Origin of the sequence: Iodobacter arcticus (assembly GCF_042664895.1) — a bacterium.
Classification (GTDB): domain Bacteria; phylum Pseudomonadota; class Gammaproteobacteria; order Burkholderiales; family Chitinibacteraceae; genus Iodobacter; species Iodobacter arcticus.
Genome location: NZ_JBHTBQ010000033.1, coordinates 33972 through 55723 on the forward strand (window position 1 = coordinate 33972; position 21752 = coordinate 55723).

Here is a 21752-nt window from a genome sequence, read left to right on the forward strand (position 1 = left end):
TATATCCAAGAATATCAAGTGTGTTGCTGATCAATTTTCAGCCTTTGTGTGAGAAAAACTAACATGAACGCATTGCCGCCCCTTGGGGCTTTACGTGCTTTTGAAGCGGTTGCGCGCTTGGGGAGTGTGGTTAAAGCCGCAGAATCCTTACATGTCACGCATAGCGCGATTAGCCATCAATTACGCACATTGGAAGACTTTTTAGGTTTGTCGTTGTTTTTGCGCGAAGGGAAAAAGCTGCTGCTGACGGAAGAGGGGCGGATTTACGCGCTGCGGGTGCGGGGTGCTTTGGGTGATATGGTAGAGGCGACCCAAAGGCTGCAAAGTTGCCCCAAGCCGCATGACATCACCATCGGCGTGGTGCCTTCATTTGCCCTGCACTGGTTGCTGCCGCGTCTGCCTGATTTTAAAGCGAAATACCCGCAATACACCGTCAACTTGCGTGCAGGCTTAGGTTTTGAGGATATGAGTGATGGCTTGCTTGATTTAGCGATTCGCATGGGGACGGGTAATTGGGAGGGGCTGCAACAGCAGCATTTAATGGATGAAACCGTGCTTTTAGTCGCCGCGGCCCATTTTACGCCGCGCCCACAAACGTTAGCAGAGGTGAAAACTGCGGTGATTATTGCTAATCCTGCCATCCAATGGACTAGTTGGTGTCAGGCTGCGGGCCTTGCAGATTGGCGGCCTAAGCCTGCTTATACGTATAACGACAGCAATTTAGAAGTTGAAGCAGTTCGTTTAGGGCATGGGATTGCACTGAGCCGCCTATCTTTGGTGAGCGGCGATATTGCGGCGGGTAGTTTAGTGAAAATCACTGAGATAGAAGTCCCTTATCAGTACCCCTATTGGCTGATTTGGCCTGAAAGAAGCAGCGCCAGCCGCAAATTAGCTGATTTCTCTGCTTGGATTATTGGGCAGGCTAATGACTTTGTGAATGGGCGTAATTCGTGAGAAAAAGACTAGTTTCTAAGCGATCGTATCCGCCTGTGATGTCCAAAGATGTTGCGCCGCATAAGCTCGCCAAGGCCGCCATGCTTCGGCTCTGGTGCTGAGTTTGCACGGCCCTTCTCGTTGGGTGATGGCTTTGATCAGGGCGACGCCGCTGGCGGGAAAGGCGTCAGGTTCACGCAATTGGCGCATGGCGATATATTGGCTGGTCCAGTCACCAATGCCGGCAATGGCGAGCAGTTTGGTGCAGGTTTCGGCCACGTTGCTTCCGCTGCTTAATAAATTAGGGTCGGCCTCAAAGGCGGTGGCCAGCGCCGATAGGGTGCTGGCAAAAAATGGTGGGCTACAACTTACGCAATCATGCTGAACTGGCCATGCAGCAGTACCAGCGTATTTTTGGCAATACGATGAAAACATGTGAATTGCCTCAGCAAAAAAAGAAGGCTTGGATCAGTGCGTACGCATTAAATATTATGACCAATCTTGGCATGCCGATATCAGTTAAAGTTTTAAATAGAGCGAGTGAAGGGGCAATTTCGGCTGAGTTTTATTTTCTAACAGCGCTCATTCTATGCATACCTAAAACTAAACAATAATAAAGGATTCAAATGAACGGAATAACATGGGGGTTGCTCGGCCCTGATACGGTTACTTCTACGCGAAGAGCCAGAACATTAGGTTTAGGATTTACAGTCCGGTTTTTTAATGAACAAGCCGTTCCTGGGATTGGTGGGGTCTGGTATGGCAAGCAGCTTTGGTATGCCTTATTAGGAGTTGCATTAGCTAGCAAATTAAAAATTAATAATCAAAAAAATACAAATATTCAATGTGCAAATGCAATTGAAGCGTTATCTTGCTGGCTTGCGCTTGATCATAATGGCTGGAAACCAGACCCTCGCTTGCGCGGTGCAAACAAGCTTAAAAACAATAAAGAAATAACATTTGAAAGAGCATCTAAATCTAGTTTTTACGTAACGCAGCCGATGCGTATGGTAACGGTGAAGGCTTTACCTGCGCTGGGTTTAGTGCAATCTGATGCCACACGTTTTAACCAGTACCAACTTAGTGAAGAGTGTTTACGTCGATTCGGCTTAGGCACCAATTCAAATGGCGTCTATGGCCGTGAACTTTTCGAAAACATCTACCAATGGAGCCAAGGTAAGTGTGACGTGGACAAGGCGCGCTATAAAAAAATTCTCTATGCATCCTTATCACCTCTTGAGCCAATGGACGAAACATTTCGGAGACTATTGACCGATGTATTGCATTGCGGCAGCAAAACCGAGCCGCATGCCAGCAAGCAACGCCGGCGCAATGCCCTGCAATGGGTTGAAGGGCTGCGTCAGCAACCAGAGCAAGTGCCCAGTTGGGATAGCCGCCCAACGATGCTCGATGTAGAGCATTGGCATGATCTACAAACCGGCGCGGCTTTTTTTGCGCTGCGCGATCAGAGTTTAGAGGTGCTTGATGCACTGGAGTTGTATCTCGGAACCTTGCCGGATAGCCGATCTTTTGACTTGAACAAATCGACGTTGCCGAACTCGGTGCTGTCGGCACTCGCTAAGCTGCGTCAACGGGCTTCTGAGTACTTGGTGTTGGGCCATAGCGAGCCTACTGCCCTTCAATTTAGTCGTGAGTGCAGCGCTGAAGCGAATGCGGCAATTGTTCGGCATTTGGTCGAGCGTGACGGGCGTGTGTTGCGCCTGATGGGCTCCGTTGTATTGCCAGGCCCAGCATTTGAGGGTAGCTCCAGTTCTAATCATGCTGAGGCTGAAGTTTCGGGTGAAGAGGCTGATCAACGGCGCTTGAAATGGCCTGCAGGCATGTCGAGTCGCATGAGTAATCTGTTCTATTTGAACGCCGACCTGCATGGCGATCTGGATACATGGCTCAGCGCAGCCCCACTCACGCATAGCGAAGAATCATAATGACCACGCCATCTCTGCTGCATCATTTTGAAGCGCCCGATCACTATTTAGGTAGCTTTGGTTGGTTGTGTGGTTATTCTGCCGATTGTAATTTTCTCGATCAGGCTGCTGAGCGTTTTACTCGGCAAACCACGGCGCAGCGCGCCTATCAGGGGCAACTTACGCTGGCAGTGATACTCGACCCCGCGCATGCGGCCATTCCCTTGACGGATGCCCCAGGGGTCGCGCATCTGATCTTCAAGTCGGAACAAAAAAAGCCTTTTGCTTTACTGCATGCAAAAGTGGCTGTGCTGGGCTTTCGCCATGAAAAAGAGCCGCATCGCTGGCTAGTGCGTTTGATCGTATCCACAGGTAATTGGACTGTACAAACAGTTACTGAGTCGCTCGATCTGGTCTCGTGTATTGAGTGCAGCAGTGAACATGTACACCAACAGCCCGCTTGGCTTGGACAAAACTGCACGGACATCCGTACTGCTTGGCAGATGCTGGAGTGGCTTAGCGGTTATTTCGATACACGAATTCTGCATGCCAAATCCAGTCACCAGTCAGGCTCTTTAACTGCGCAGTCCATGCAGCGGCTAAGCGGCTGGTTAAGTACTGTGGCTGGACACAGCACGGCCAATGCACCCCCGCGTTATTTTGATAACCGCAAGCAGTCTTTGCTGACACAACTGGTGCCGTTGATCAAGCTGCATGCCTCTGACGTTAAACGTAATTATCTCGGCATGGGCTCGGGGTTTTTCGAGGGCGTCAATGGAGAAGGGCAGCTACCCTCGGTGCTGAGTAAAATCACTAAGACGCTGCAAGAAGCGGGTCTATTAACTGCACGTCCGGAAGTTGACGTTTTCGTTAATCCTGGTGCCTGCCAAGCTGTTGCTGAGGGATTAAGTGCGATGCAGGCCGCTGGCTACAGCATTCGTGCTGCGGCTCAGAATACTGAGGTGTTTGGCTCGGCGATGCCGCGTTCACTACATGCGAAGTTTATTTTCTCCGCTAACTACCGAGAGGACAGCGCACGCTGCAGCAGTACTTGGGTTTACTTAGGCTCTGGCAACTTAACTGGCCCAGGGTTCGCCAATCCGATGTCAACCGCTGGTGGCAATCTTGAAGCCGGCATGTTGCTTAGCCCAGAGGGGGTGTATTGGCGCGCCGAGGGGGATGTAAGCGCCGCACGAATTATTACCAATCTACTGCCAGTGCAGTGGGACACGGATATTTCAGCTTTTGAGCAATTGTCGGCTGGTGAGCCAATGCCCGAGCATGAGGGGGGCCCGCTAGCTGCGCCGCTGGCGTGGCTTAATTGGCAAGTAACAGAGGAGGGCAGTTCGCTGCGCGCCCCTGAGCAAACTGAAGTGCCAGTAACGCCGCTAGATGCTAACGGTGTCGCGTGCGTCAGTTTGAAGTCAGGCGAGTGGCAATGGCTTGGTCCTCCACCGCGAGTGGTGACTATTCAGTGGTCAATAGCTGGTCAGGTTCATCGTGCTGTATTGCCCGTGTTGGATGAGTTAGGGCGCTTAGCCGCAACGGCTATGCCTGTGTTGGATCTGGATGAGGTCTGGTGGCAACTGGCTAATTTCCCGCAGTCCGCTGTGGATGAAGACAAGACGCTGGATGAGCTTGAAGAGAGTCCAGGTAGTACGGGGCAGACCAGTGCTGCTGCAGTAGTTGATGCTGGCTGCACCGGCTACCCGATCCGCCGGATGATGGCGTTGATTGAGCAGATAGCTGCCAAGCAGGTGGATCTGCACCCACTCGACTGGTTAGCCTGGTGCACGCGGCTTGAGCAGTCCTTGCTGCAAGTTGCAAAGGATCCGGTTATTAGCATATTCCGGGCTATGCGCCTCAACCCCCTAAGTCCGTTGCGCGAAGCGGCATTCCTGCCCGTTTTTGCCGAGCAGGCGTCGAGCCCTGAAGGGGCGAATTATCGAGCCTTACTGGCTCGAATCGAGACGTCTTGGGATGTAGCAAACCTATGCCCAATTGGAGAGCCGCAATGAATCAGCAATTTCAAGGATGGCAGGTTGTTGCAGACAAGTTGCTTGAGCTCGTCCAGCAGCAGGGCTTCGGTACAAACCCTAGCCCTTGGCTGAATCAGGGGCAGTGCGCCAGTGTGCGTGCTTTGGCTAAACGGTTACCAGTCAATGGGGTGATCGTGGCGGATGAAGTCGGCATGGGAAAAACCCGCATTGCCGTTGCGGTGATCCGAGCTGTGGTTGCTGCCGGTGGCCGCGTTGCGGTACTGGTGCCGCCGGTGCTGGGTTACCAATGGCAGGAAGAGTTAAGCCGTGGTGAGGTTAAAGCTGCACCGCTACTGCGCAGCCTATGGCAATACATCTCAGTCTGGGACTCTGAACAGGTTGCCGAGCAGAAACCATGGTTTGCAGAGTCGGTAGTTATGGTCTCTCATGGCTTTTCTAATTGGCGTTTGGGTCAAGATTCGCATGCATGGCGCTGGGCATTATTGCCTGAGGTGTATGCCCATTGGCGCAAGAAAACCCAAGGGCGTTTTCCGCGAGGTTACTTTCAGAATGAGGCCCTGAATTATCCTTGGGCTGAGTACGTTTCAATGAAAAATGCGGCTACCAGCATCTGTAACGCCATACCTGCAGGCTCCCAGCATCCGCTGTATCAACAAATGGATGCACTAATAAACCGTACGCCATGGCCAGGCGCCTTGGATGCAAGCGAATACAAACGATATGAGGCTCTCCGCCCCTGCCTTGAAGAGGTGGTCGGCCTAGGTTTGGGGCACTTTGATCTGGTCGTAATCGACGAGGCGCACAAGAGTCGTAATGATGACAGTGGCCTATCTGGCTTGCTTGGGCGCTTAATCCAAACATCGTCTGATTCCCGACGCTTTGCCATGACCGCGACACCTGTTGAGTTGGATGTTAGCCAGTGGCAGCAGATTTTGCGTCGTATTGGGCTCAAGCCAGAGCAGTTGCAGGTCGTCGAAAGTGCGGTAACAGGCTATGCCCATGCGGTGCAGCAAGTCCGCGCCAGCCCTAGCGATGCCGCTGTCAGAGCCGCTTATGCCGCAGCGGCGGCAAGCTTTCAGGCTGCGTTGTCTCCTTTTGTCCTGCGCCGCGATAAGCGCGAAGACCAAGCCGTACAGCAGTTTGTAAAGGCGACCCAACTCTCCCATGACGCCTATCGGCAAGAGCGCGACATTGCCATTGATGTGGCAACGCTTGATCCCGCCTGGCAGCAGGCAGTATGCGCGGCCGAAGCCTTGTCAGTGGTGACGGTTGGCCTGCGCGACAGCCAGAATGAACAGCTCAAACGTCTGCGTCTGACCATGGGTAATGGTCATGGCCTCGCGGCCGTAATCGATAGTCCCAGCTATGTTGCCGAGCAAGATAGCGAACCGATGAGCTGGCGGCAAATCAACCAGCAGCGACAGACAAAGCCTCGTTGAGCCCTGCAGAGTTTAAACGCCTGCAGCGTGCGCAATGGTGGAGCACGGTTATGCAGCAACCCTTCATTGATAAAAATGGAGATGAAGTATTATTCAACCATCCTGCGACCTTAGCAGCAGTGGCGGCCATTGAAGAGGTCAGTGAGCGCGGTGAAAAGTCCTTGGTCTTTGGTCGCTTTACTCGACCGTTAACTTGCTTGGTGCAACTGCTGAATGCCCGTGCCATGTTGCGCTCACTTGCTGCAGGCCGGCCCTGGCCTCAAGCCAAGGTGCATGGGGAAGTAGATGGAAGAGCCAATGAAAGCGATTGGCCAGCTGTGCGTGCTGCGCATCAGCAATTGCAGTCAAATTTATGTTTAGACGTGCTGGATGTGACATTGGCCGAGCAATACCGTGAGCTGCAAAAGCGTCGGAAAAGCCAGCGTAATGCTCTGCTAGGGATGCTTGAAGAGGGCTTTCGCCAAGGGCATGAGCCTCATATGCGTAGTCTCTACGGTGCATTTTGCACCGTGTTGGCCAATGCCAAAGAGGGCGAAGATGACGCTCACGCCCTTGCGCTGGTTAGCCGTGCACTATCCGAGCAATTGGGTGAGTCGATCGAGTTGCAATGCCCTGAGAGTTATGCCAAAGCCTTTGCTGATCTGATGCAGGCATTGTGCGAACGCAATGAAGGCGATGAGAACGGCGATGGCCAACTCGATGAGCAGGAAGCTGAGCGCTTGTGGCCACATTTACAGCAGCGCCTAAACGATGAGTACGGCAGCAGCCAAGGCACGTTTGCTCGCTTGATGTACGGCGGTACCAGCCAGCACAGTCGACGCATGATGCAGCTGGCATTTAATCGTCCGCACAGTTCGATCAAGGTGTTGGTGGCGCAATCAATGGTTGGCCGAGAGGGTCTGAATCTGCACGAAGCTTGCAAAACTGTGATTTTGCTCCATCCAGAGTGGAATCCTGGTGTGGTTGAACAACAAATTGGCCGCGTTGATCGGGTTGGTAGCTTTTGGCAGCAGGAGCTGGATCGAGTGATTAAGCGCGATGGTGAATCTGCCGATATTCCAAAAATCGATATACGGCCAGTCATTTTTCAAGGCACTTACGATGAACATAATTGGCAAGTATTACGCACACGCTGGGCAGATTTACGCGCTCAACTACACGGTATTGTGCTTAATATGAGCAATGAAAAAGACCCAGAAATGCGTGCTTACCTAGATGAAATTGCGGATGTAGCACCAAACTTTTCACCAAGCACATACAACAGATCCTAGGGTGGATCCAACCAAACAGACAGTAGTTTAAATATGGTTTCTGCCATGAAAAAATAGGCCGAAATGAGTGAGAAAAACCGTAAAGTTTTGACGGGGCTGTTCACGTCGATTGAAATTTGACCCACTCCGTCGATCGAATTTTGACCTAGGGCTGGCTCTATTTGGCTGGAATCAAGGATGTATTTAGCTGCGAGATCGTCGGTTATGCGATGGATAGTCGAATGACAAAAGAGTTAGTGAGTACGGCATTGATGTTGGCCTTGGTACAAAAACGCCCCAAAGAAGGTTTAATAAAGTTTGCCAAATAAGCGTGTCTACGGATTTCAGGCTACCTCAGTCCAAAGATGTTGCGCCGCATAAGCACGCCAAGGCCGCCATGTTTCGGCTCTGGTGCTGAGTTTGCACGGCCCTTCTAGTTGGGTGATGGCTTTGATCAGGGCGACATCGCTGGCGGGAAAGGCGTCAGGTTCGCGCAATTGGCGCATGGCGATGTATTGGGTGGTCCAGTCACCAATGCCGGCAATGGCGAGCAATTTGGTGCAGGTCTCGGCCACGTTGCTGCCGCTGCTTAATAAATTAGGGTCGGCCTCAAAGTCGGTGGCCAGCGCCGATAGGGTGTTGGCGCGGCTTTGTGGCATGCCGGTGAAATTCGCCTTGCTCAAGATGGCCGCTGTGGGGAAAACATGACTTAAAGAGGGGTGTTGCGCATCGAGTGTGGCTAATGGCTCGCCATATTGCGCCACCATTTTGCCCGCGAGTTTAATCGCGGCGGCGACGGTAATTTGCTGGCCAAGTACCGCACGCATTGCCAGCTCAAAACCATCCCAAGCGCTGGGTACACGCAGGCCGGCTCGTTTGGCGGTGAGCTTTGCCATCAGTGGATCGCTGGCTAATTGCTGGTTAAATCATGTCTGGGTCGGCGGCTAAATCAAACATGGCCCTGAGGCGGGCGATAATTTGTGGCAAGGCGGCCAAGTTGGGAAAACGAATAGTGGCTGCTAGCGCATGACTATTTGCCTGTTGTACCGACACCGTGCCCTGCACACTATTGATGCAGATGGTTCGCGTGTAAATGCCATCCTCTACGATTTCTAGCCCCGTAATAGCGCGGGCCGATAAATAGGCCAGCATGGCTTGCCAATCGTAAGGTGGGTGATAGCATAGCAGCAGGGTAACGCCGCTAGATGATCCGGCCTGCTTATCACGGCGTAAATCACTGGGTGGACGCTGGTAAAGCTGCTGAAAGACTTCATTAAAGAGGCGTACGCTGCCAAAGCCTGCGGCAAAAGCAATATCGGTAATGGGCATGGCCGTTTCGTGGATCAGCTGCTTGGCGAGTAACACACGCCGTGTTTGTGCCACGCCCTGTGGCGATGCGCTCACATATTGCTCAAACAGGCGGCGCAATTGGCGCTCACCCACGCCTAATTTTTCGGCTAGAGCGGCAGGTGTGCCCTCATCTAAATCCCCCTTCTCTATCAGCCTGAGCGCACGGCTGACCGTATTGGAAAATCCTGTGTTAGATACGCCACGCCAAGCGCCAGAATGCGGTGCGGCCTCGGGCCGACAACGTAAGCAGGGGCGATAGCCCAGCTCCTGAGCCTCGGCTGCGGTATGAAAAAATAAAACATTCACTTGCTTAGCCGTGCGGGCAGGGCAGATGGGCCGGCAATAGATGCGGGTGGTTTTGACGGCAATAAAAAATCGCCCATCAAAGCGCGCATCGCGGCTGGCAAGTGCTCTGTAGCAAATATCGTGATCGAGTTCCATGGGCGGAATCATGACAGGCAAGTTTGATACGGGCTAGCGGTTTTCGGACGTGGCAGGGCTAGAGAACCCAAGTCTTAAACCACGGAGGAAAAGGAGAACACAGAGGGTCACGGAGGAAAACCGAGATAAGTTTTCTCCGTGAAACTCCGTGTTCTCTGTGCTCTCCGTGGTTCAAGATTTGGGTTCCCAGTGTCTGCATAACTTTTAAGCTACAGCCATGCCCACGTCCGAAAAGCGCTAGCCTAGTCTTTGCCTTCGCGGCAAGATGCGGTTTTTTTAGGAGACGCACCATGCAACTTGCTCAGCAATTTCGCACACTAAACAATCAGGGCCAATTTTTATTGGCTAATGCTTGGGATGCAGGCAGTGCGCGGGTTTTTGCCGCCGCAGGCTTTGCGGCCCTTGGCACAACGAGTGGCGGAATGGCCTATGCACGTGGACTTAAAGACGGCGAGCAAATTGATCCCCAACTGATGTTCAGCGAGCTGGCGGCCATTTGCCGCGCGGTAGATGTGCCCGTGACTGCAGATATTGAAGCGGGCTACGGAAGCTCCCCCGAGTCGGTGGCCGCGACCATCAAGGCGGTGATTGCGGCGGGGGTGAATTTAGAAGATCGCCAGCATGGCGCAGCGGAGCTGTTTGATTTAAGCGCTCAAGTGGAACGAATCTGCGCGGCCCGCAAGGCGGCGGGAGGTTTGCTGTGGATTAATGCTCGTACTGACACCTATTTGCTGGGCTTGGGCGTGAATGAGGAAGAGCGTTTAACCATCACGGTAGAGCGGGCCAATGCCTATTTGGCTGCTGGGGCCGATATGGTGTTTGTGCCGGGCTTAGTTGATTTGCCCTCGTTAACGCGTCTTTGCCAGTTGGTAAATGGCCCCGTCAGCGTCATGGCCATGCCAGGCGCGCCTTCCGCTGCGGCCTTGTTTGCCACAGGCGTGCGTCGGGTGAGTCTGGGTGTTTGTCCGATGCTGGCACTCATGGGCACCTTGCGCGATATTGCGTTTGAGGCGCGTGAGGCGGGCACCTGGCAATTGATGGGTGAGCGTTTTTATGGCTTTGCAGAGGCCGAAGCCTTGGGGAGATCAGGAGCGGGCAGAGCCTGATTTTTTTTCCATCTGCGCAGTTTTGAGCACGCACTTTGGTAGGGGGCAATGGTGTTGACTTGTATCCATTTTACGATTGGCCATTTATCCCCCGCCCATTTCCTTTTGCCCTGTTCAAAAAGCGTGCTTTCTTCATTATCCAGAATAAATTGTCGGATTTGTCCGGCTAATTCGGCAAATTCAGCATGTAATTGGCTGAGTGATGAATTGCAATGGCGGGCGTAAAAGCTTTGGGCGAGCAGCCCAAGCTGATTCCATTTAAAACCCGGCGCAGGCATTTGTGCGGGCTTCCCTTGTAACTCGTCTTTATCCCATTGCAATAAAAGCTGGCCCCAGCCTATTTGATAGGCAAGTAAATCGCACGCTGATATTTTTCCTTCTATTTCGGGCAATCTTGTATCTTGCTCCGGTATGGTGGCGAGCTCTTTGATCAGCTTGGAATAAGCGCTGTCAAAGTTCAGAAGCAGCTCTGCTTTATTGCATGGAAGTGGCATGGCATAACCCCTGCTAATTAATTGAGTGGCATAAATAAAATTCTACTCAGGATATGTAAATAATCTGGGTATCTGCTCTGGCATATTCAGGTTAACTTTAGCATTCATCATCCCATGCAGAGCTATTATGCTTAGCCGATTATTCAGTTTTGCTCTGGTTTTATCCGTAATGAGCTCGGCGGCTTTGGCCGCCGCACCTACTTTGCAGCATTTTATTTATATTAATCACCGCGAGGCAGACGGCGCAAATATCAAGGCGGATAAGGGTCTGCTTGATCCACGCTTTAGTGGTGCGCAAATTGTTTACACATGGCGGGATCTGGAGCCAAGGAAAGATCATTACGATTTTAGTGCCATTAAAGCGGATATTGCCTATTTGAATTCGATGAATAAAAAACTGTGGATTCAGCTGCAGGAAAAGTCTTTTACGCCCCGTGTGAATGTGCCTGATTATCTGCGGCAAGATCCTGTTTTTAAAGGTGGTGTAGTCAAGCAAAGCATGTTGAGTGCGCCCGAGCGCGATCCCAATAAGCCGGTGACGGATGATGAATATGGCTGGTCGGCCAAAATGTGGGAGCCATCGGTGCGGGAGAGCTATCAAAAACTAATCCAGCAATTGGGCCGTGAATTTGATGGCAAGATTGCAGGGATTAATTTTAGCGAAAGCTCGATTGATATCGGCACTGAAAACGCCGATGGCAGCACTACTTTTCCAAAAGATTTCAGCCCTAAGGCCTATGTAGATGCGATTGGCGACAATATGCGCGTGTTGGCTGGCGCATTTAAGCAATCCACCGCCATGGTTTATTTAAATTTTCTGCCGGATGAATGGCTGCCGGGCGATGATAAGGGCTATATGCGCGGTCTGTTTGCCTTGGCCCAATCGTTAAAAATGGGCGTGGGTGGGCCGGATTTAATGCCTTACCGCAAAAGCCATATGGCGCAGAGCTATGGTTTTTTTAAAGATTATCCTAATAGCTTAGTCAAAGGCATGGCCGTGCAGGATGGTAATCTTCGCCAGATTAACCCTAAGACCGGCAAAAAGAACACAGTGGGCGATATTCTGGATTTTGGCCAGAATTATTTAGGCTTGGATTATATTTTCTGGGTAGAGGACGAGCCATATTTTACGGATGAGGTGTTAAAAACACTTTAGCATATTTGTAAAAAGCAGCTTCTTTGTCTTAACAAAACGTGCAAAGGGCAGCTAAATACAGTTTTTCGCAGCTCATATTTTATCTGCTATCTGGGAGTTTTAATTCTTTGAGTACCGTCTCTTCTGACTTGCTGAGCATCCTGCCTTACCGACAGACTTCTGGGCAGGTGCGGCGGGATATTGCCTTGCTGATGCATCGTGTATGGCCTGATCAGTCTGCTCCCTCTCAGGGCGAAACCGTGCCAGAGGAGCATGATCCGGCGCTAGATGCGCTTTCCTGCTTTATATATCGGGGCAATCGCCTGCTCAGCTACGCTGCGGTGCTGAATTTTACACTTAGCCACGCCGGGCAGACCTTTCGCGTGGCCGCATTGAGCTGTGTTGCAACCGACCCTGCCTATCAGAAGCAGGGGCTAAGTAGTTTAGTCGTCAGTACAGTCACTCGCTGTATTGAAAACAGCCATGCTGATATCGGCTTGTTTACTTGCGATCCACCACTAGCTTCGTTCTACGCCAAAGCAGGCTGGCCAGCGGTTTCTGGCGTGGCTGTGATTGGAAGCCATGATACGGGCGCATTATCTAGCACGGAGCTGGGCAAGGTGGTGCTGCTTCGCATGTTGTCTGAGCATGCATCCGACCACGCTGCGGCATTTGCGAATACCACCCTTGCACTGGGGTTGCCGCTGGGGCAGTTTGTCTGATTCTTAAACAAGATGGGCACTTAGCCTTGCCTGGACTTACCCGCAGTGCTTGCCCCTAAATACTCAGAAACCCGTAAAATGCCCGCATTCGCTCAAGCCTTATGTCTTGTTGATGACTTTTATTGAACTGGATACCCCGTGGAATTATTAAATATTAATTGCTTGGGCAAAGCGCTCAGGCTGGAAGGTACGCCAGCGGGCTGGCAGCAGCTATTTTGGGACAATACCTTAGTTGCAGAAAAAAACGCCTCGGCAGAGCGCGAAGGATTGAGTGCTTTGCAATTTGAGCTCTCCGCGGTAGCGCAAGATGGCACCGCCGTAACCACGCGTGTTCGCCTTGAAACAGATCTGCAGTGGCAGCCCTTTGTGCTGAAATATCGCTTGCTCGTTGATGAGCAAGAGGCGGTACAAGGCCAGCGCAATACTCGGGATATCGAGCGGCAAACACCTGTTGTGCCGATTACTAAAACCAATAAGCTGAGCTTGCTTGGGCTGGGTGCTTTGGCGCTTAAACTGCTTAAAAGTGCCAAACTGGTTAAAGTGGCTTTAGCCGGGGCGAGTGTTGCGGCGTATTCATGGTTATTTTCTTTTCAGTTTGCCATTGCGCTGATTGCCTGTTTGGTTTTTCATGAATACGGCCATATCAGGGCGATGAAATACTTTGGTATCAAAACCAAAGGCATTTATTTAATTCCCTTTATGGGCGGATTAGCATTGTCGGATGAGAAAATTAATACTCGCTGGCAAGATGTAGTGATTTCAATCATGGGGCCAAGCTTTGGCCTATTGTTATCGATTGCTTGTCTGGTGGTTTATTGGCTGACGGGCTCGATGTTTTTTGCAGGCTTGGCTGCATTTAATGCGCTACTTAATTTATTTAATTTATTACCCATTCTGCCGCTTGATGGCGGGCACATCTTAAAAAGCATTAGTTTTTCGATGAATAGCGTGCTGGGCTTGGTGGCCTGTGTGGCGGGCGCTGCTTTCGGTGTATTTATCAGCTATACCCTTGGTTTGGCATTATTAGGATTCTTATTGCTGATTGGTAGTGTAGAAATCGTCTTTGAATGGCGAGGCCGCCATCAAAGCCATCTATTGCCGCTGGATCGCTATGGGCAAATCTTCTCTGCGGTGTGGTATTTAATTACCGTGGGCGCATTGATTGGCATCATTTGGTATTTTGCTGGGCATGGCGATGACATGTTGCGTATGCCTTTGCAGGTTTTAAAAAGTTAAAACTGCAATTTCGTTGATAAATAAAAAGCCAGATCGGACGATCTGGCTTTTTATTTAAATAAAAGAGCAAATAAAAGCCAAGTTGAACTTTGTTTGGTTTTTTTATTTCATGGGCCTAACTCCACCGCGACGTCCAAGTCCGAAGCCTACTCGATACAAATCAGGCATGTTAACGCGACCATCTTTCATTGTCTCAAATAGGCCGAGTCGTTCAAGGTCTTCTCGAACTCCTTGCCAACCTCGTGCTGCATGTTGTGGTGGCAGTCGCTCATGCGGAACTGCTGTTGGCCCTTCTGCAAACTGTTGAACCCAACGTTCTTCGATAATTGAAAACTCACAAGGGACAGTTACACCCTTTAATGGCTCAAAAATGTTTTTCACCCAAGGATAATCTTCTGCCATCTCTGCAATGCGGATTTCTGAAGCTTTTTGAACGCCGCGTTTTATGCTTTCGTAATGTAGAGCTACGTGATGGTTAGTGTATTTATCTAGAGAATCTTCCGCTGCCGCATGAATTGCCGCTAAAAATGATCGTGGTGATGTACGACCATTACCATCAGCTAAATGGCTTACAGACCAGACATAGGGTACTCCGCGACGCCGGTCCTTTCCCATCCAAGGGCCGGCTAGTGTTTCGAACAGTGCTCGCTGTTTGAGTCCTTCGCGTTTGGCCGTTTCATCTAGTGCCCAAATTCCATTTGCTTGAACGGGAGGGCTTCCATAGGCTTGCTCATAGGTTGTTCGAAGTATTTCCCCATGTATATCCGGGGCATTGCAGAGTAACTGCCAAAGTAGACCGTGTAGGTCATGGGGTTGCCATGTTAGCTCGGCTTTGGTTGACATTAGTTTTGAGGCATCAGGGAAGTCTGTAACAGTTCGTTCTAGCTGATCTTCTCGGAGAAAAACCTTGGCATGGATTGCTGGGTAGGATTTTAGCCATAGGACTACCCTGAGTAAGTCACGGACGATAGTGTCCATGCTTTGCCAGTCGTTGCTTGAGCGGTCAAGCGCATCGAATACGATGAGTCCTTTTTCGCCATTGGTTATAAAAGCCAGATTGGCTTTTTGTATGAGTCTAGCCAAAGGCTCAGGGTTTGTTCTTACCCAAGAGCTTGTTTGTGACCAGCTATCTGTTGGAATTGTTTCATTGATATATTCCGCAAGCCAGCGCAAGACGACAGCTCGCCATACTTCATATGGGCTAAAACCTTGCATTAACAGGTCGGCGAAAACCTCGGTGTTTGGGTAGAAGTCAATGTTTTCATTGACCGCAAATCCGATACGCACTTGGGTATGTTCCAATTCGCGAACTGAGGCCCCTAGCATAGTGCGTAAAGTGGCGGATCCTAGCGCTGCCGTCCAGAACGATTTGCCGACACCACGTGAGCCTATAACCAGATTTGATTCTAGTCTTAGTGCTTTAAGGTGAGCAGGAGGGATATAAACCAGACTTTGATCTGTTACTTCTCCATAATTCGATGTTGTATAAGGAATTGCCGCGATCATGGCGTGGCGAATTGATGTAACTAGGTTACCCATGCCTCTCTCCTTCGCTAGCGGCGATAGCATCTATGCCATCGACTAAGTGGCCAAAGATTGCTGTTATTTCATGTGGGTCTACATTCTGGAAACGAGTATGTACTGAACGTAGTGCTGCAAATCCGCGATGCCATTTGACTGGCCAAGGGTAGTGAGGGGCCGCTTCATCGGATTCATCAAAGCTAAAGCGCTCCCCCGTGGTTTCTCCCGCAGGGATTTCATCGTAAAGCGTTTCCGTAAAAGTATTCCAAGCTCGTTCTCGTAGCCCCTCGAAATATTCAGCACCATTTAATTCTGGAATCATTGCTCCAACCATTTGAAGTCGCTCGCGGATGCCCCTTGCGACTCCTGCACGATGCCAGTGACGAAATAAAATACGATAGCCAGACCAAGTCTGTTCACCATCAATTGCAAAAAGCAAGACTCCACACGCCCCGAGGTCGGTAACACAAGCCGATGCGACTTCGTCGATGCCAGCTCGTGAATCAATCAAGATTACATCTGGGTGTAAGTGCTGTTCCAGATCGTTTAGTAAGCGATTTAAACGTTTTGACCAAGATTCGCGTACGCCATCTGGGCCGACTTTAGACATCCACACTCGTCCGAGTTTTGCAACGTATTCGCCTGGATCGCGACCATGCGCAGGAACGACGTAAATCTCCCCATCGTGGGATAGATTACTTGTCGCGTACATGCCTGAAAAGACACTCGCACCGTTGTCTACCAAGTCTTCTACCAGCCAGTCGGCAATACCAAATTGGGGGCGGCGCTCCTCTGGTAGTAATGAACTCGATAGTCCAGGTGACTCTAAATCGAGATCTAGTACCAGAACGCGTTTACCCTGTTGTGCCTGTGACCATGCGGAAACAGCAAGTGCCGTAGATCGTCCTACACCCCCTTTGATTGAAAAAAATACAATGCGTGGTGCACCGGCTGCAATAGGCTCTATATTTGCCCAGTCAGTATCTGTGGTTAGTCGATCGACAATCGTTACGGCGTCAAAACCTTCCAATTTGAAGTGTGGTGCATTCTGTATCACTGTGTGTACGTCGGCTTCAAATAAAACCATACGCTCTGGAGGGAATGAGTGTGCGCCAAGGCGCGTATGTAGTTCCAAAACTATCGAGTTAAGGGCATGATTAGCTTCAGTGTCATCTCGTATGCTTTCGTTTACGACTAAACGCACACGGCCATTTAAATCTCGATTGATTACGATGGCGCCAAGTTTTTGTAAGTTTTCGGTTTGCGCCTGCAGTATTTCTTTGATCGCAGGCAAAATCTCATCAAAGGTGCTCATGAAAATAATCCATCCAATTTTGCTTTTTTTATCAGCACATGCACAACGTTGGCTCCGTTTTGATGTACTTTTGCACGCACTTCATCGAAATGGGATTGATGGGCATAGCGTTGAGCCACATCCCAATCGGCATATGGATTAATTGTTGGGAGTGGATAACTTGCGCCGGCTGTATATCCAGAACGATAAGATTCATAGCGATCCCAAGCACTACCTTTTTTTGCTTCATTTATATGTGCGCGGTCTTGAAGATTCTTTGGTGCACCCGTTGTAGCTTCAACTTGCATTCCAAATAGCATCATTAGTCGCTTTAACCCACATTCAGCGGCTACACCATAAAGATGATCGGCATTGGCCCAGCGTGAAGCTTCAAACAATAGATCAGCATCTTGTCTGTGACGATCATGAGCGTCGAGAAAGTCAGTGTTCATTGACATATGTTTCCAATATCTAACTCAAAAGTGTCTTGTGTTTGAATGGTTTTGGTTTGTTTTGATGGATAGTATCGAAAAAACTGTCAAACCAATTTTTTTGCAGTGAGGTTATTGATTTTTTTATTGCTGTTTTTAATATGTATTAATCATTTTTTATGATAAACCGTAGTTTGTAGTGATGCTTGTGGCGTACTTAGGTAAGTGGGGAGCCATTTACTTTTAATATGGGTTAAGTTTACCACTGCGCTTAAATTACATGGAAGCTCGTTTGGAGTGAGTGCCTTGAATGAGCTTTTTATATACGAGCCTAATGGTCTTTTCGATCATTATGTTAATTTTGATGCTTCTTGCTTTTTTCTGAGCGTGTATGCATACCTATGATTTATTCCGTGTTTTGTCCCGTGGCAAAATTGATGAAGGTTAGTTCTTTTCTCTTTCCACCTTATAAACCCGTAAAATACCCCTCTTTGCCTCAAGCCAGATGTCCGCCATGTCGATTATTCTTTCTACTCTCAACGCTCGCTACACCCATGCTTCACTGGGGCTGCGTTATTTGCTGGCCAATATGGGCGATTTGCGGGAGGAGACGCAGCTGGCGGAGTTTGTGATTGGCACCAAGACCACCGAAATCGTCGAGCAATTGCTGGCTAAAAATCCAAAAATAATTGGTTTTGGCGTGTATATCTGGAATGTGGAGGAAACCGAGCGGGTGGTGGCGATGCTTAAACGCGTTGCGCCGCAGATCAAGATTATCTTGGGCGGGCCCGAGGTGTCTTATGAAAGCGCTGAGCAAAGTATTGTTAAGCAGGCAGATTATTTAATTACTGGTTGGGGCGAGGTGACTTTGCCGCAGCTTTGTAAGCAGATTTTGCAAGGCCCGCAGCCTTTGATGAAAACGCATGTGGGTGTGCAACCACCATTGAATGATTTGGCGCTGCCGTATTCCCTCTATATCGATGAAGATATTGCTCACCGCACCCTGTATGTAGAGGCTTCTCGAGGCTGCCCGTTTAAGTGCGAATTCTGTTTGTCGGCGCTGGATAAAACGGCGTGGCCGTTTGATTTGGATGTGTTTTTAGCCGAGATGGAAACGCTGTATCAGCGCGGCGCGCGGCTGTTTAAATTTGTGGATCGCACGTTTAATCTGAACATCAAATCCAGTTTAAAGATTATGCAGTTCTTTCTGGATAAAATTGCCGCCCACCCAGATGACCCAGTATTTGCTCACTTTGAAGTAGTGCCTGATCATTTGCCCGAAGCCTTAAAGGCAGGCATTAGTCAGTTTCCTGCCGGTGCTTTGCAATTTGAGATTGGTATTCAAAGCTTTAACCCTGAAGTGCAAGCCTTGGTGAGCCGTAAGCAAAACAATGAAAAGGCGGCAGATAATATTTCCTGGCTGATCGAGCATTCCCACGCGCATTTGCACGTGGATTTAATTGCGGGTTTGCCGGGGGAAGATATGGCGAGCTTTGGCCGCGGCTTTGATCAGCTTTATGCGCTACGCCCGCATGAGATTCAGTTTGGTATTTTAAAACGCCTGCGCGGCACGCCGATTATTCGCCATACCGAGGATTTTGGCATGGTCTACGACAGCTTTCCGCCGTATACCATTCTGGCAAATCGGGTGATTGATTTTGCCACCATGCAGCGCTTGGTGCGCTTTTCACGCTATTGGGATTTAGTCGCCAATTCTGGCCGTTTTGCCCATACTCTGCCGGTATTACTAGGTGATTCGCCATTTAATCGCTTTATGGCATTCAGCGATTGGCTGTATCAAAACACCGATGCCACACACCGCATTGCGCTGGATAGGCTGGCGAAAATGGTGGTGCAATATTTGGTGCAAGAGCAGGGCGTGGCTTTGGCCGCGGCACAAGATTTAATTGCCAGTGATTACGCGGGTAAGCAATCTAAAAATAAAGCCACTGCTGCGCCACAAAGGCAGGCGATGCATTTGCATGCGTGATTGATTGACTCAATATTTTCTTGCGCACCGCTCTATGCCATTGGGGGAGTCGGTTTTTATATGGCGTGCAACGATGCAGGCGGAGCGCAGAGAGGCGGCGCGCAAGAAAAACGAATGCACACCCTATGCAACACTACGCTTTTCCAATGTATTAGGCTGGGCTTAATTCCTTGCAATAAGTGCTTGTAACTTTTCTTGCAATTGATCAGCTTCTCGCTTGCCATCGCGATACATAATCACGGGGCTAAAAACCGGTGATTCGCCCACGGCAAGTTGGGCGACGTTATCCGGGCTGATGGTGTAGCGCCCCAGTGTTTGTGCTAAGGGCCAGTCGATATCCGGAAAGACCACATAGGCTAGCTCCGAGCAAACAATGCGCTCGTGCGTCATTACATCAAAATTAAAATCGTATTCTTTGCCAAGTTGCTGCACGGCGGTGAGGGCGGCATTGCGCAGGTATTCTGGATTAAGCGGGCGCTGATCGCGCAGCACCAAAAGATCATCAATATTCATAAAATGATCGAGTGTGCTGAGCGTTACGCCAGAGCGCAGCGCCTCAACGATTCGTTTTCCTTTGCGGACTTGCTCTTGCCACTGGCTGGGAATGGTTTCCCATGCGCCTATTTCTTTGAGCTCGGCCTCGCTGCCCAGCCACACCGCCATATGGCCGTAATAGCCGGGGATCATTTTATCGGTGAGGCGGAAAGGGGTTTTCTCTAGCAAAATATCCAGCGGCTTCATTTCGGATTCAAGCTGGGCCAGCTTACTTTTATCTAAGTGGCGCAGCTTGCCACTGCGGGTTTGCACCAGTCCCACCATCTGGCCAAAGCCAAAGCTCAGGCCAAAACTTAGTGTATTGAGCGCTACTTTTTTCTGTTGATTAAAGTCTTCCAGCACAAATTGCGTGACTTGCAGCGGGTTAGTCCAGGTGCTTTTACGTTGATTCACATACCAGACCGTGCTTTGGCTCAGAGTGTAAAAATATTGTTCAAGCGCATCCGGCGTGCTGCCGCCTTCGCGCTGGATTTTAAAATACTGATCGATCAGATCGGTGGCCAGCAGTAGCTGGGAATGAATGTCGGCAGAGCGGTATTGATGAATAAGCTGGTCAATTTGCACCTTGTTTTGCATATCGTAATTCATCAAATAACGCAGCTCGGCGTTTTGGGCGTAGGGCTCAATGGCAATCTGATAACTATCCATCAGCACTAGCGCAGCAGCCAGACCGCGTGCTATTTCGCCAATCAGCTGTTTGCCCGCAGCATCATAGGGGTTGAGCGAGGGCGACCACATTCGCCCTTTGGCCGCTGTGCATAGCTCGGGCAGGCCGGTATCGCTTGGCTTTTGTATATTGAGGCGGATGGGGGCGATCAGCGAAAAGCAAGGCGAAACCCGCTCTACTTCGGGCATGAGGCGTGCACGGCTGCTCATATAGCGTTGAATAATATTGCGCAATTGCTCGCTTTGCTGCCGGTTTAATTTAGGCGTAGCGCTACTGCCAATAATTTGGTGCAGCTCGGCAAATTGATAAGCCTCGGCGCGAATACTCAGCATATCGCTGATATTGGCCTGAAAATCGGGCAAGCTGCTGCCAGCCAGCGCGGGAATGCTGAAGCTAAACAGCATCGCGCCAAGCAAGTGATGAAGCGGCTTAGCTGCGCGGCGAATCAGATGCATGGGCTGTAGTTTGGGCAATTTCATATTTTCTCGATAGCAAAATAAACAGGCAGGCAACGCTTGCAAAAAGGTGTTTAAGCGTGTGGCCAGAAATGATTTGGTGCAGTGCATGAAATAAAGCCTGATCTTGCAGCTCGGTGATTTTGGCTAAAATATAGCAAAGGCTGGCGAATAGCATCAGCCAAAAAGCACGGCATTTTCCACTGATTTGCCATTGCCACAAAGGCAGCAAAATCAAGGGCAAGGCTTGTAGCAATAAATAAGGGCGCAAATCCTGAGTGAATACCCAATAGCCCACTGAAAATACCGCCCAGAGCGCCAAAGGTAAAGCAAACCAGCGGCTATTAAGCTGCCCATGTAATTGGCTGGCCAGCGCAGCTAAAAAACCAGCACAAGCCAGCGCAATGGGTAAGCGATCCCAAATCAGTCGTGTGTCATCAGGAGCAAGGTGATACCAGGCTGAGCCAAGCGCAGTCAGAATCAGGCTAAAAAATCCCAAAACCCAGCCCGCGCGGCTGATGCTTGTTTGATGCCAGCAGAGCCTTAAGCCCCACAGACCGATCAGTGCAAAGCCCGCATTAGAAAACACATCCAATAAATTAGGTACGCCAAAGCCAGCGCGCTGATCAGCAAAATCATGGTAATGCGCATGCTGGGTAATAGGGCCATGCCAGAGCATAAGTAGGCTGAGGGTAAGGATGAGCCAGCAAGCAGGAAACAAGCGAGACCAAGGGGTATTGGTAGATGCGGTCATTGAATCACTTTGTGCAGAAGGTGTGTAAGTAGAATGCGTTCATGCCCGGTTCGC

General features: G+C 50.2%; 19 protein-coding genes and 1 pseudogene. 11 read left to right on the plus strand and 9 right to left on the minus strand.

All coding sequences use genetic code 11. The annotated features are described in order from the left end of the window. Positions 1 to 63: 63 nt before the first annotated feature. The gene (locus ACFQNF_RS14305; RefSeq protein WP_380188611.1) at positions 64 to 954 is read left to right on the plus strand and encodes a LysR substrate-binding domain-containing protein; all 891 of its coding nucleotides are present in this window, start codon (positions 64 to 66) and stop codon (positions 952 to 954) included. Between the two features lie 15 nt (positions 955 to 969). Here ACFQNF_RS14305 and ACFQNF_RS14310 read toward each other — a convergent pair whose 3' ends face one another. Continuing rightward, positions 970 to 1368, minus strand: a complete 399-nt coding sequence (locus ACFQNF_RS14310) for a DNA glycosylase family protein (RefSeq protein ID WP_380188612.1) — start codon at positions 1366 to 1368, stop codon at positions 970 to 972. Positions 1369 to 1559: 191 nt separating this feature from the next. On the opposite strand from ACFQNF_RS14310, the gene ACFQNF_RS14315 reads away from it, so the two are divergent. The 5 genes and pseudogenes from ACFQNF_RS14315 to ACFQNF_RS14335 all read left to right on the plus strand — a co-directional run. Next, positions 1560 to 2879 (plus strand): hypothetical protein, encoded by a 1320-nt coding sequence (locus ACFQNF_RS14315; RefSeq protein ID WP_380188613.1) that lies wholly within the window; start codon positions 1560 to 1562, stop codon positions 2877 to 2879. Continuing rightward, positions 2879 to 4876 (plus strand): phospholipase D-like domain-containing protein, encoded by a 1998-nt coding sequence (locus ACFQNF_RS14320; protein ID WP_380188614.1) that lies wholly within the window; start codon positions 2879 to 2881, stop codon positions 4874 to 4876. The genes ACFQNF_RS14315 and ACFQNF_RS14320 overlap by 1 nt, the downstream gene beginning before the upstream one ends. Further along, on the plus strand, positions 4873 to 6297 hold the full coding sequence (locus tag ACFQNF_RS14325) for a DEAD/DEAH box helicase family protein (RefSeq protein ID WP_380188615.1): 1425 nt from the start codon (positions 4873 to 4875) through the stop codon (positions 6295 to 6297). The genes ACFQNF_RS14320 and ACFQNF_RS14325 overlap by 4 nt, the downstream gene beginning before the upstream one ends. A 50-nt stretch (positions 6298 to 6347) precedes the next feature. Next, positions 6348 to 7568, plus strand: coding sequence for a C-terminal helicase domain-containing protein (locus ACFQNF_RS14330; protein ID WP_380188616.1), 1221 nt, complete (start codon positions 6348 to 6350; stop codon positions 7566 to 7568). 149 nt (positions 7569 to 7717) lie between these two features. Next, positions 7718 to 7861, plus strand: a pseudogene (locus tag ACFQNF_RS14335) (IS3 family transposase); the annotation flags it as partial. Between the two features lie 30 nt (positions 7862 to 7891). Here ACFQNF_RS14335 and ACFQNF_RS14340 read toward each other — a convergent pair. Beyond that, positions 7892 to 8443 (minus strand): DNA-3-methyladenine glycosylase family protein, encoded by a 552-nt coding sequence (locus ACFQNF_RS14340; protein ID WP_380188617.1) that lies wholly within the window; start codon positions 8441 to 8443, stop codon positions 7892 to 7894. Between the two features lie 25 nt (positions 8444 to 8468). After that, positions 8469 to 9338: a bifunctional transcriptional activator/DNA repair enzyme AdaA gene (locus ACFQNF_RS14345; RefSeq protein WP_380188618.1), complete on the minus strand. Its 870-nt coding sequence runs from the start codon at positions 9336 to 9338 to the stop codon at positions 8469 to 8471. Between the two features lie 290 nt (positions 9339 to 9628). On the opposite strand from ACFQNF_RS14345, the gene ACFQNF_RS14350 reads away from it, so the two are divergent. After that, a complete protein-coding gene (locus tag ACFQNF_RS14350) occupies positions 9629 to 10444 on the plus strand; it encodes an isocitrate lyase/PEP mutase family protein (RefSeq protein WP_380188619.1) in 816 nt (271 codons plus the stop codon). Here the strand turns inward: ACFQNF_RS14350 and ACFQNF_RS14355 are convergent. Continuing rightward, complete coding sequence (locus tag ACFQNF_RS14355) at positions 10390 to 10938, minus strand: ClbS/DfsB family four-helix bundle protein (RefSeq protein WP_380188620.1); 549 nt, start codon at positions 10936 to 10938, stop codon at positions 10390 to 10392. The two genes, ACFQNF_RS14350 and ACFQNF_RS14355, sit on opposite strands and share 55 nt — an antisense overlap. A gap of 127 nt (positions 10939 to 11065) precedes the next feature. Between ACFQNF_RS14355 and ACFQNF_RS14360 the strand changes: the two genes are divergently transcribed. The 3 genes from ACFQNF_RS14360 to ACFQNF_RS14370 all read left to right on the plus strand — a co-directional run bounded on the left by ACFQNF_RS14360 (position 11066) and on the right by ACFQNF_RS14370 (position 14031). Continuing rightward, positions 11066 to 12094, plus strand: coding sequence for a hypothetical protein (locus ACFQNF_RS14360; protein ID WP_380188621.1), 1029 nt, complete (start codon positions 11066 to 11068; stop codon positions 12092 to 12094). Between the two features lie 107 nt (positions 12095 to 12201). Continuing rightward, positions 12202 to 12795: a GNAT family N-acetyltransferase gene (locus ACFQNF_RS14365; RefSeq protein ID WP_380188622.1), complete on the plus strand. Its 594-nt coding sequence runs from the start codon at positions 12202 to 12204 to the stop codon at positions 12793 to 12795. A gap of 138 nt (positions 12796 to 12933) precedes the next feature. Then, positions 12934 to 14031 carry a site-2 protease family protein gene (locus tag ACFQNF_RS14370; RefSeq protein WP_380188623.1) on the plus strand — a complete coding sequence of 366 codons (1098 nt, stop codon included), beginning with the start codon at positions 12934 to 12936 and terminating at the stop codon, positions 14029 to 14031. Positions 14032 to 14133: 102 nt separating this feature from the next. On the opposite strand, the gene ACFQNF_RS14375 is transcribed toward ACFQNF_RS14370, so the two are convergent. From ACFQNF_RS14375 to ACFQNF_RS14385, 3 genes are read right to left on the minus strand one after another with little or no spacing between them, the layout of a single operon-like run. Then, on the minus strand, positions 14134 to 15570 hold the full coding sequence (locus tag ACFQNF_RS14375) for a hypothetical protein (RefSeq protein WP_380188624.1): 1437 nt from the start codon (positions 15568 to 15570) through the stop codon (positions 14134 to 14136). After that, positions 15563 to 16867, minus strand: coding sequence for a KGGVGR-motif variant AAA ATPase (locus tag ACFQNF_RS14380; RefSeq protein ID WP_380188625.1), 1305 nt, complete (start codon positions 16865 to 16867; stop codon positions 15563 to 15565). Before ACFQNF_RS14380 ends, ACFQNF_RS14375 begins: the two co-directional genes overlap by 8 nt. Beyond that, a complete protein-coding gene (locus ACFQNF_RS14385; protein ID WP_380188626.1) occupies positions 16864 to 17298 on the minus strand; it encodes a hypothetical protein in 435 nt (144 codons plus the stop codon). Before ACFQNF_RS14385 ends, ACFQNF_RS14380 begins: the two co-directional genes overlap by 4 nt. Before the next feature lie 493 nt (positions 17299 to 17791). Here ACFQNF_RS14385 and ACFQNF_RS14390 point away from each other — a divergent pair, with 493 nt between their 5' ends. After that, the gene (locus tag ACFQNF_RS14390; protein ID WP_380188627.1) at positions 17792 to 19267 is read left to right on the plus strand and encodes a B12-binding domain-containing radical SAM protein; all 1476 of its coding nucleotides are present in this window, start codon (positions 17792 to 17794) and stop codon (positions 19265 to 19267) included. A gap of 162 nt (positions 19268 to 19429) precedes the next feature. On the opposite strand, the gene ACFQNF_RS14395 is transcribed toward ACFQNF_RS14390, so the two are convergent. Next, positions 19430 to 20968, minus strand: coding sequence for a YiiX/YebB-like N1pC/P60 family cysteine hydrolase (locus ACFQNF_RS14395; RefSeq protein ID WP_380188628.1), 1539 nt, complete (start codon positions 20966 to 20968; stop codon positions 19430 to 19432). Beyond that, positions 20919 to 21698 (minus strand): hypothetical protein, encoded by a 780-nt coding sequence (locus ACFQNF_RS14400; protein ID WP_380188629.1) that lies wholly within the window; start codon positions 21696 to 21698, stop codon positions 20919 to 20921. Before ACFQNF_RS14400 ends, ACFQNF_RS14395 begins: the two co-directional genes overlap by 50 nt. Between the last annotated feature and the right edge of the window lie 54 nt (positions 21699 to 21752).

What these genes read in the sequence shown, in the direction of transcription:
- ACFQNF_RS14305 (WP_380188611.1), top strand. Translation starts at nt 64, where the DNA reads ATGAACGCATTGCCGCCCCTTGGGGCTTTACGTGCTTTTGAAGCGGTT.
- ACFQNF_RS14310 (WP_380188612.1), bottom strand. Translation starts at nt 1,368, where the DNA reads ATGTTTTCATCGTATTGCCAAAAATACGCTGGTACTGCTGCATGGCCA.
- ACFQNF_RS14315 (WP_380188613.1), top strand. Translation starts at nt 1,560, where the DNA reads ATGAACGGAATAACATGGGGGTTGCTCGGCCCTGATACGGTTACTTCT.
- ACFQNF_RS14320 (WP_380188614.1), top strand. Translation starts at nt 2,879, where the DNA reads ATGACCACGCCATCTCTGCTGCATCATTTTGAAGCGCCCGATCACTAT.
- ACFQNF_RS14325 (WP_380188615.1), top strand. Translation starts at nt 4,873, where the DNA reads ATGAATCAGCAATTTCAAGGATGGCAGGTTGTTGCAGACAAGTTGCTT.
- ACFQNF_RS14330 (WP_380188616.1), top strand. Translation starts at nt 6,348, where the DNA reads ATGCAGCAACCCTTCATTGATAAAAATGGAGATGAAGTATTATTCAAC.
- ACFQNF_RS14340 (WP_380188617.1), bottom strand. Translation starts at nt 8,443, where the DNA reads ATGGCAAAGCTCACCGCCAAACGAGCCGGCCTGCGTGTACCCAGCGCT.
- ACFQNF_RS14345 (WP_380188618.1), bottom strand. Translation starts at nt 9,338, where the DNA reads ATGGAACTCGATCACGATATTTGCTACAGAGCACTTGCCAGCCGCGAT.
- ACFQNF_RS14350 (WP_380188619.1), top strand. Translation starts at nt 9,629, where the DNA reads ATGCAACTTGCTCAGCAATTTCGCACACTAAACAATCAGGGCCAATTT.
- ACFQNF_RS14355 (WP_380188620.1), bottom strand. Translation starts at nt 10,938, where the DNA reads ATGCCACTTCCATGCAATAAAGCAGAGCTGCTTCTGAACTTTGACAGC.
- ACFQNF_RS14360 (WP_380188621.1), top strand. Translation starts at nt 11,066, where the DNA reads ATGCTTAGCCGATTATTCAGTTTTGCTCTGGTTTTATCCGTAATGAGC.
- ACFQNF_RS14375 (WP_380188624.1), bottom strand. Translation starts at nt 15,570, where the DNA reads ATGGGTAACCTAGTTACATCAATTCGCCACGCCATGATCGCGGCAATT.
- ACFQNF_RS14380 (WP_380188625.1), bottom strand. Translation starts at nt 16,867, where the DNA reads ATGAGCACCTTTGATGAGATTTTGCCTGCGATCAAAGAAATACTGCAG.
- ACFQNF_RS14385 (WP_380188626.1), bottom strand. Translation starts at nt 17,298, where the DNA reads ATGAACACTGACTTTCTCGACGCTCATGATCGTCACAGACAAGATGCT.
- ACFQNF_RS14390 (WP_380188627.1), top strand. Translation starts at nt 17,792, where the DNA reads ATGTCGATTATTCTTTCTACTCTCAACGCTCGCTACACCCATGCTTCA.
- ACFQNF_RS14395 (WP_380188628.1), bottom strand. Translation starts at nt 20,968, where the DNA reads ATGAAATTGCCCAAACTACAGCCCATGCATCTGATTCGCCGCGCAGCT.
- ACFQNF_RS14400 (WP_380188629.1), bottom strand. Translation starts at nt 21,698, where the DNA reads ATGACCGCATCTACCAATACCCCTTGGTCTCGCTTGTTTCCTGCTTGC.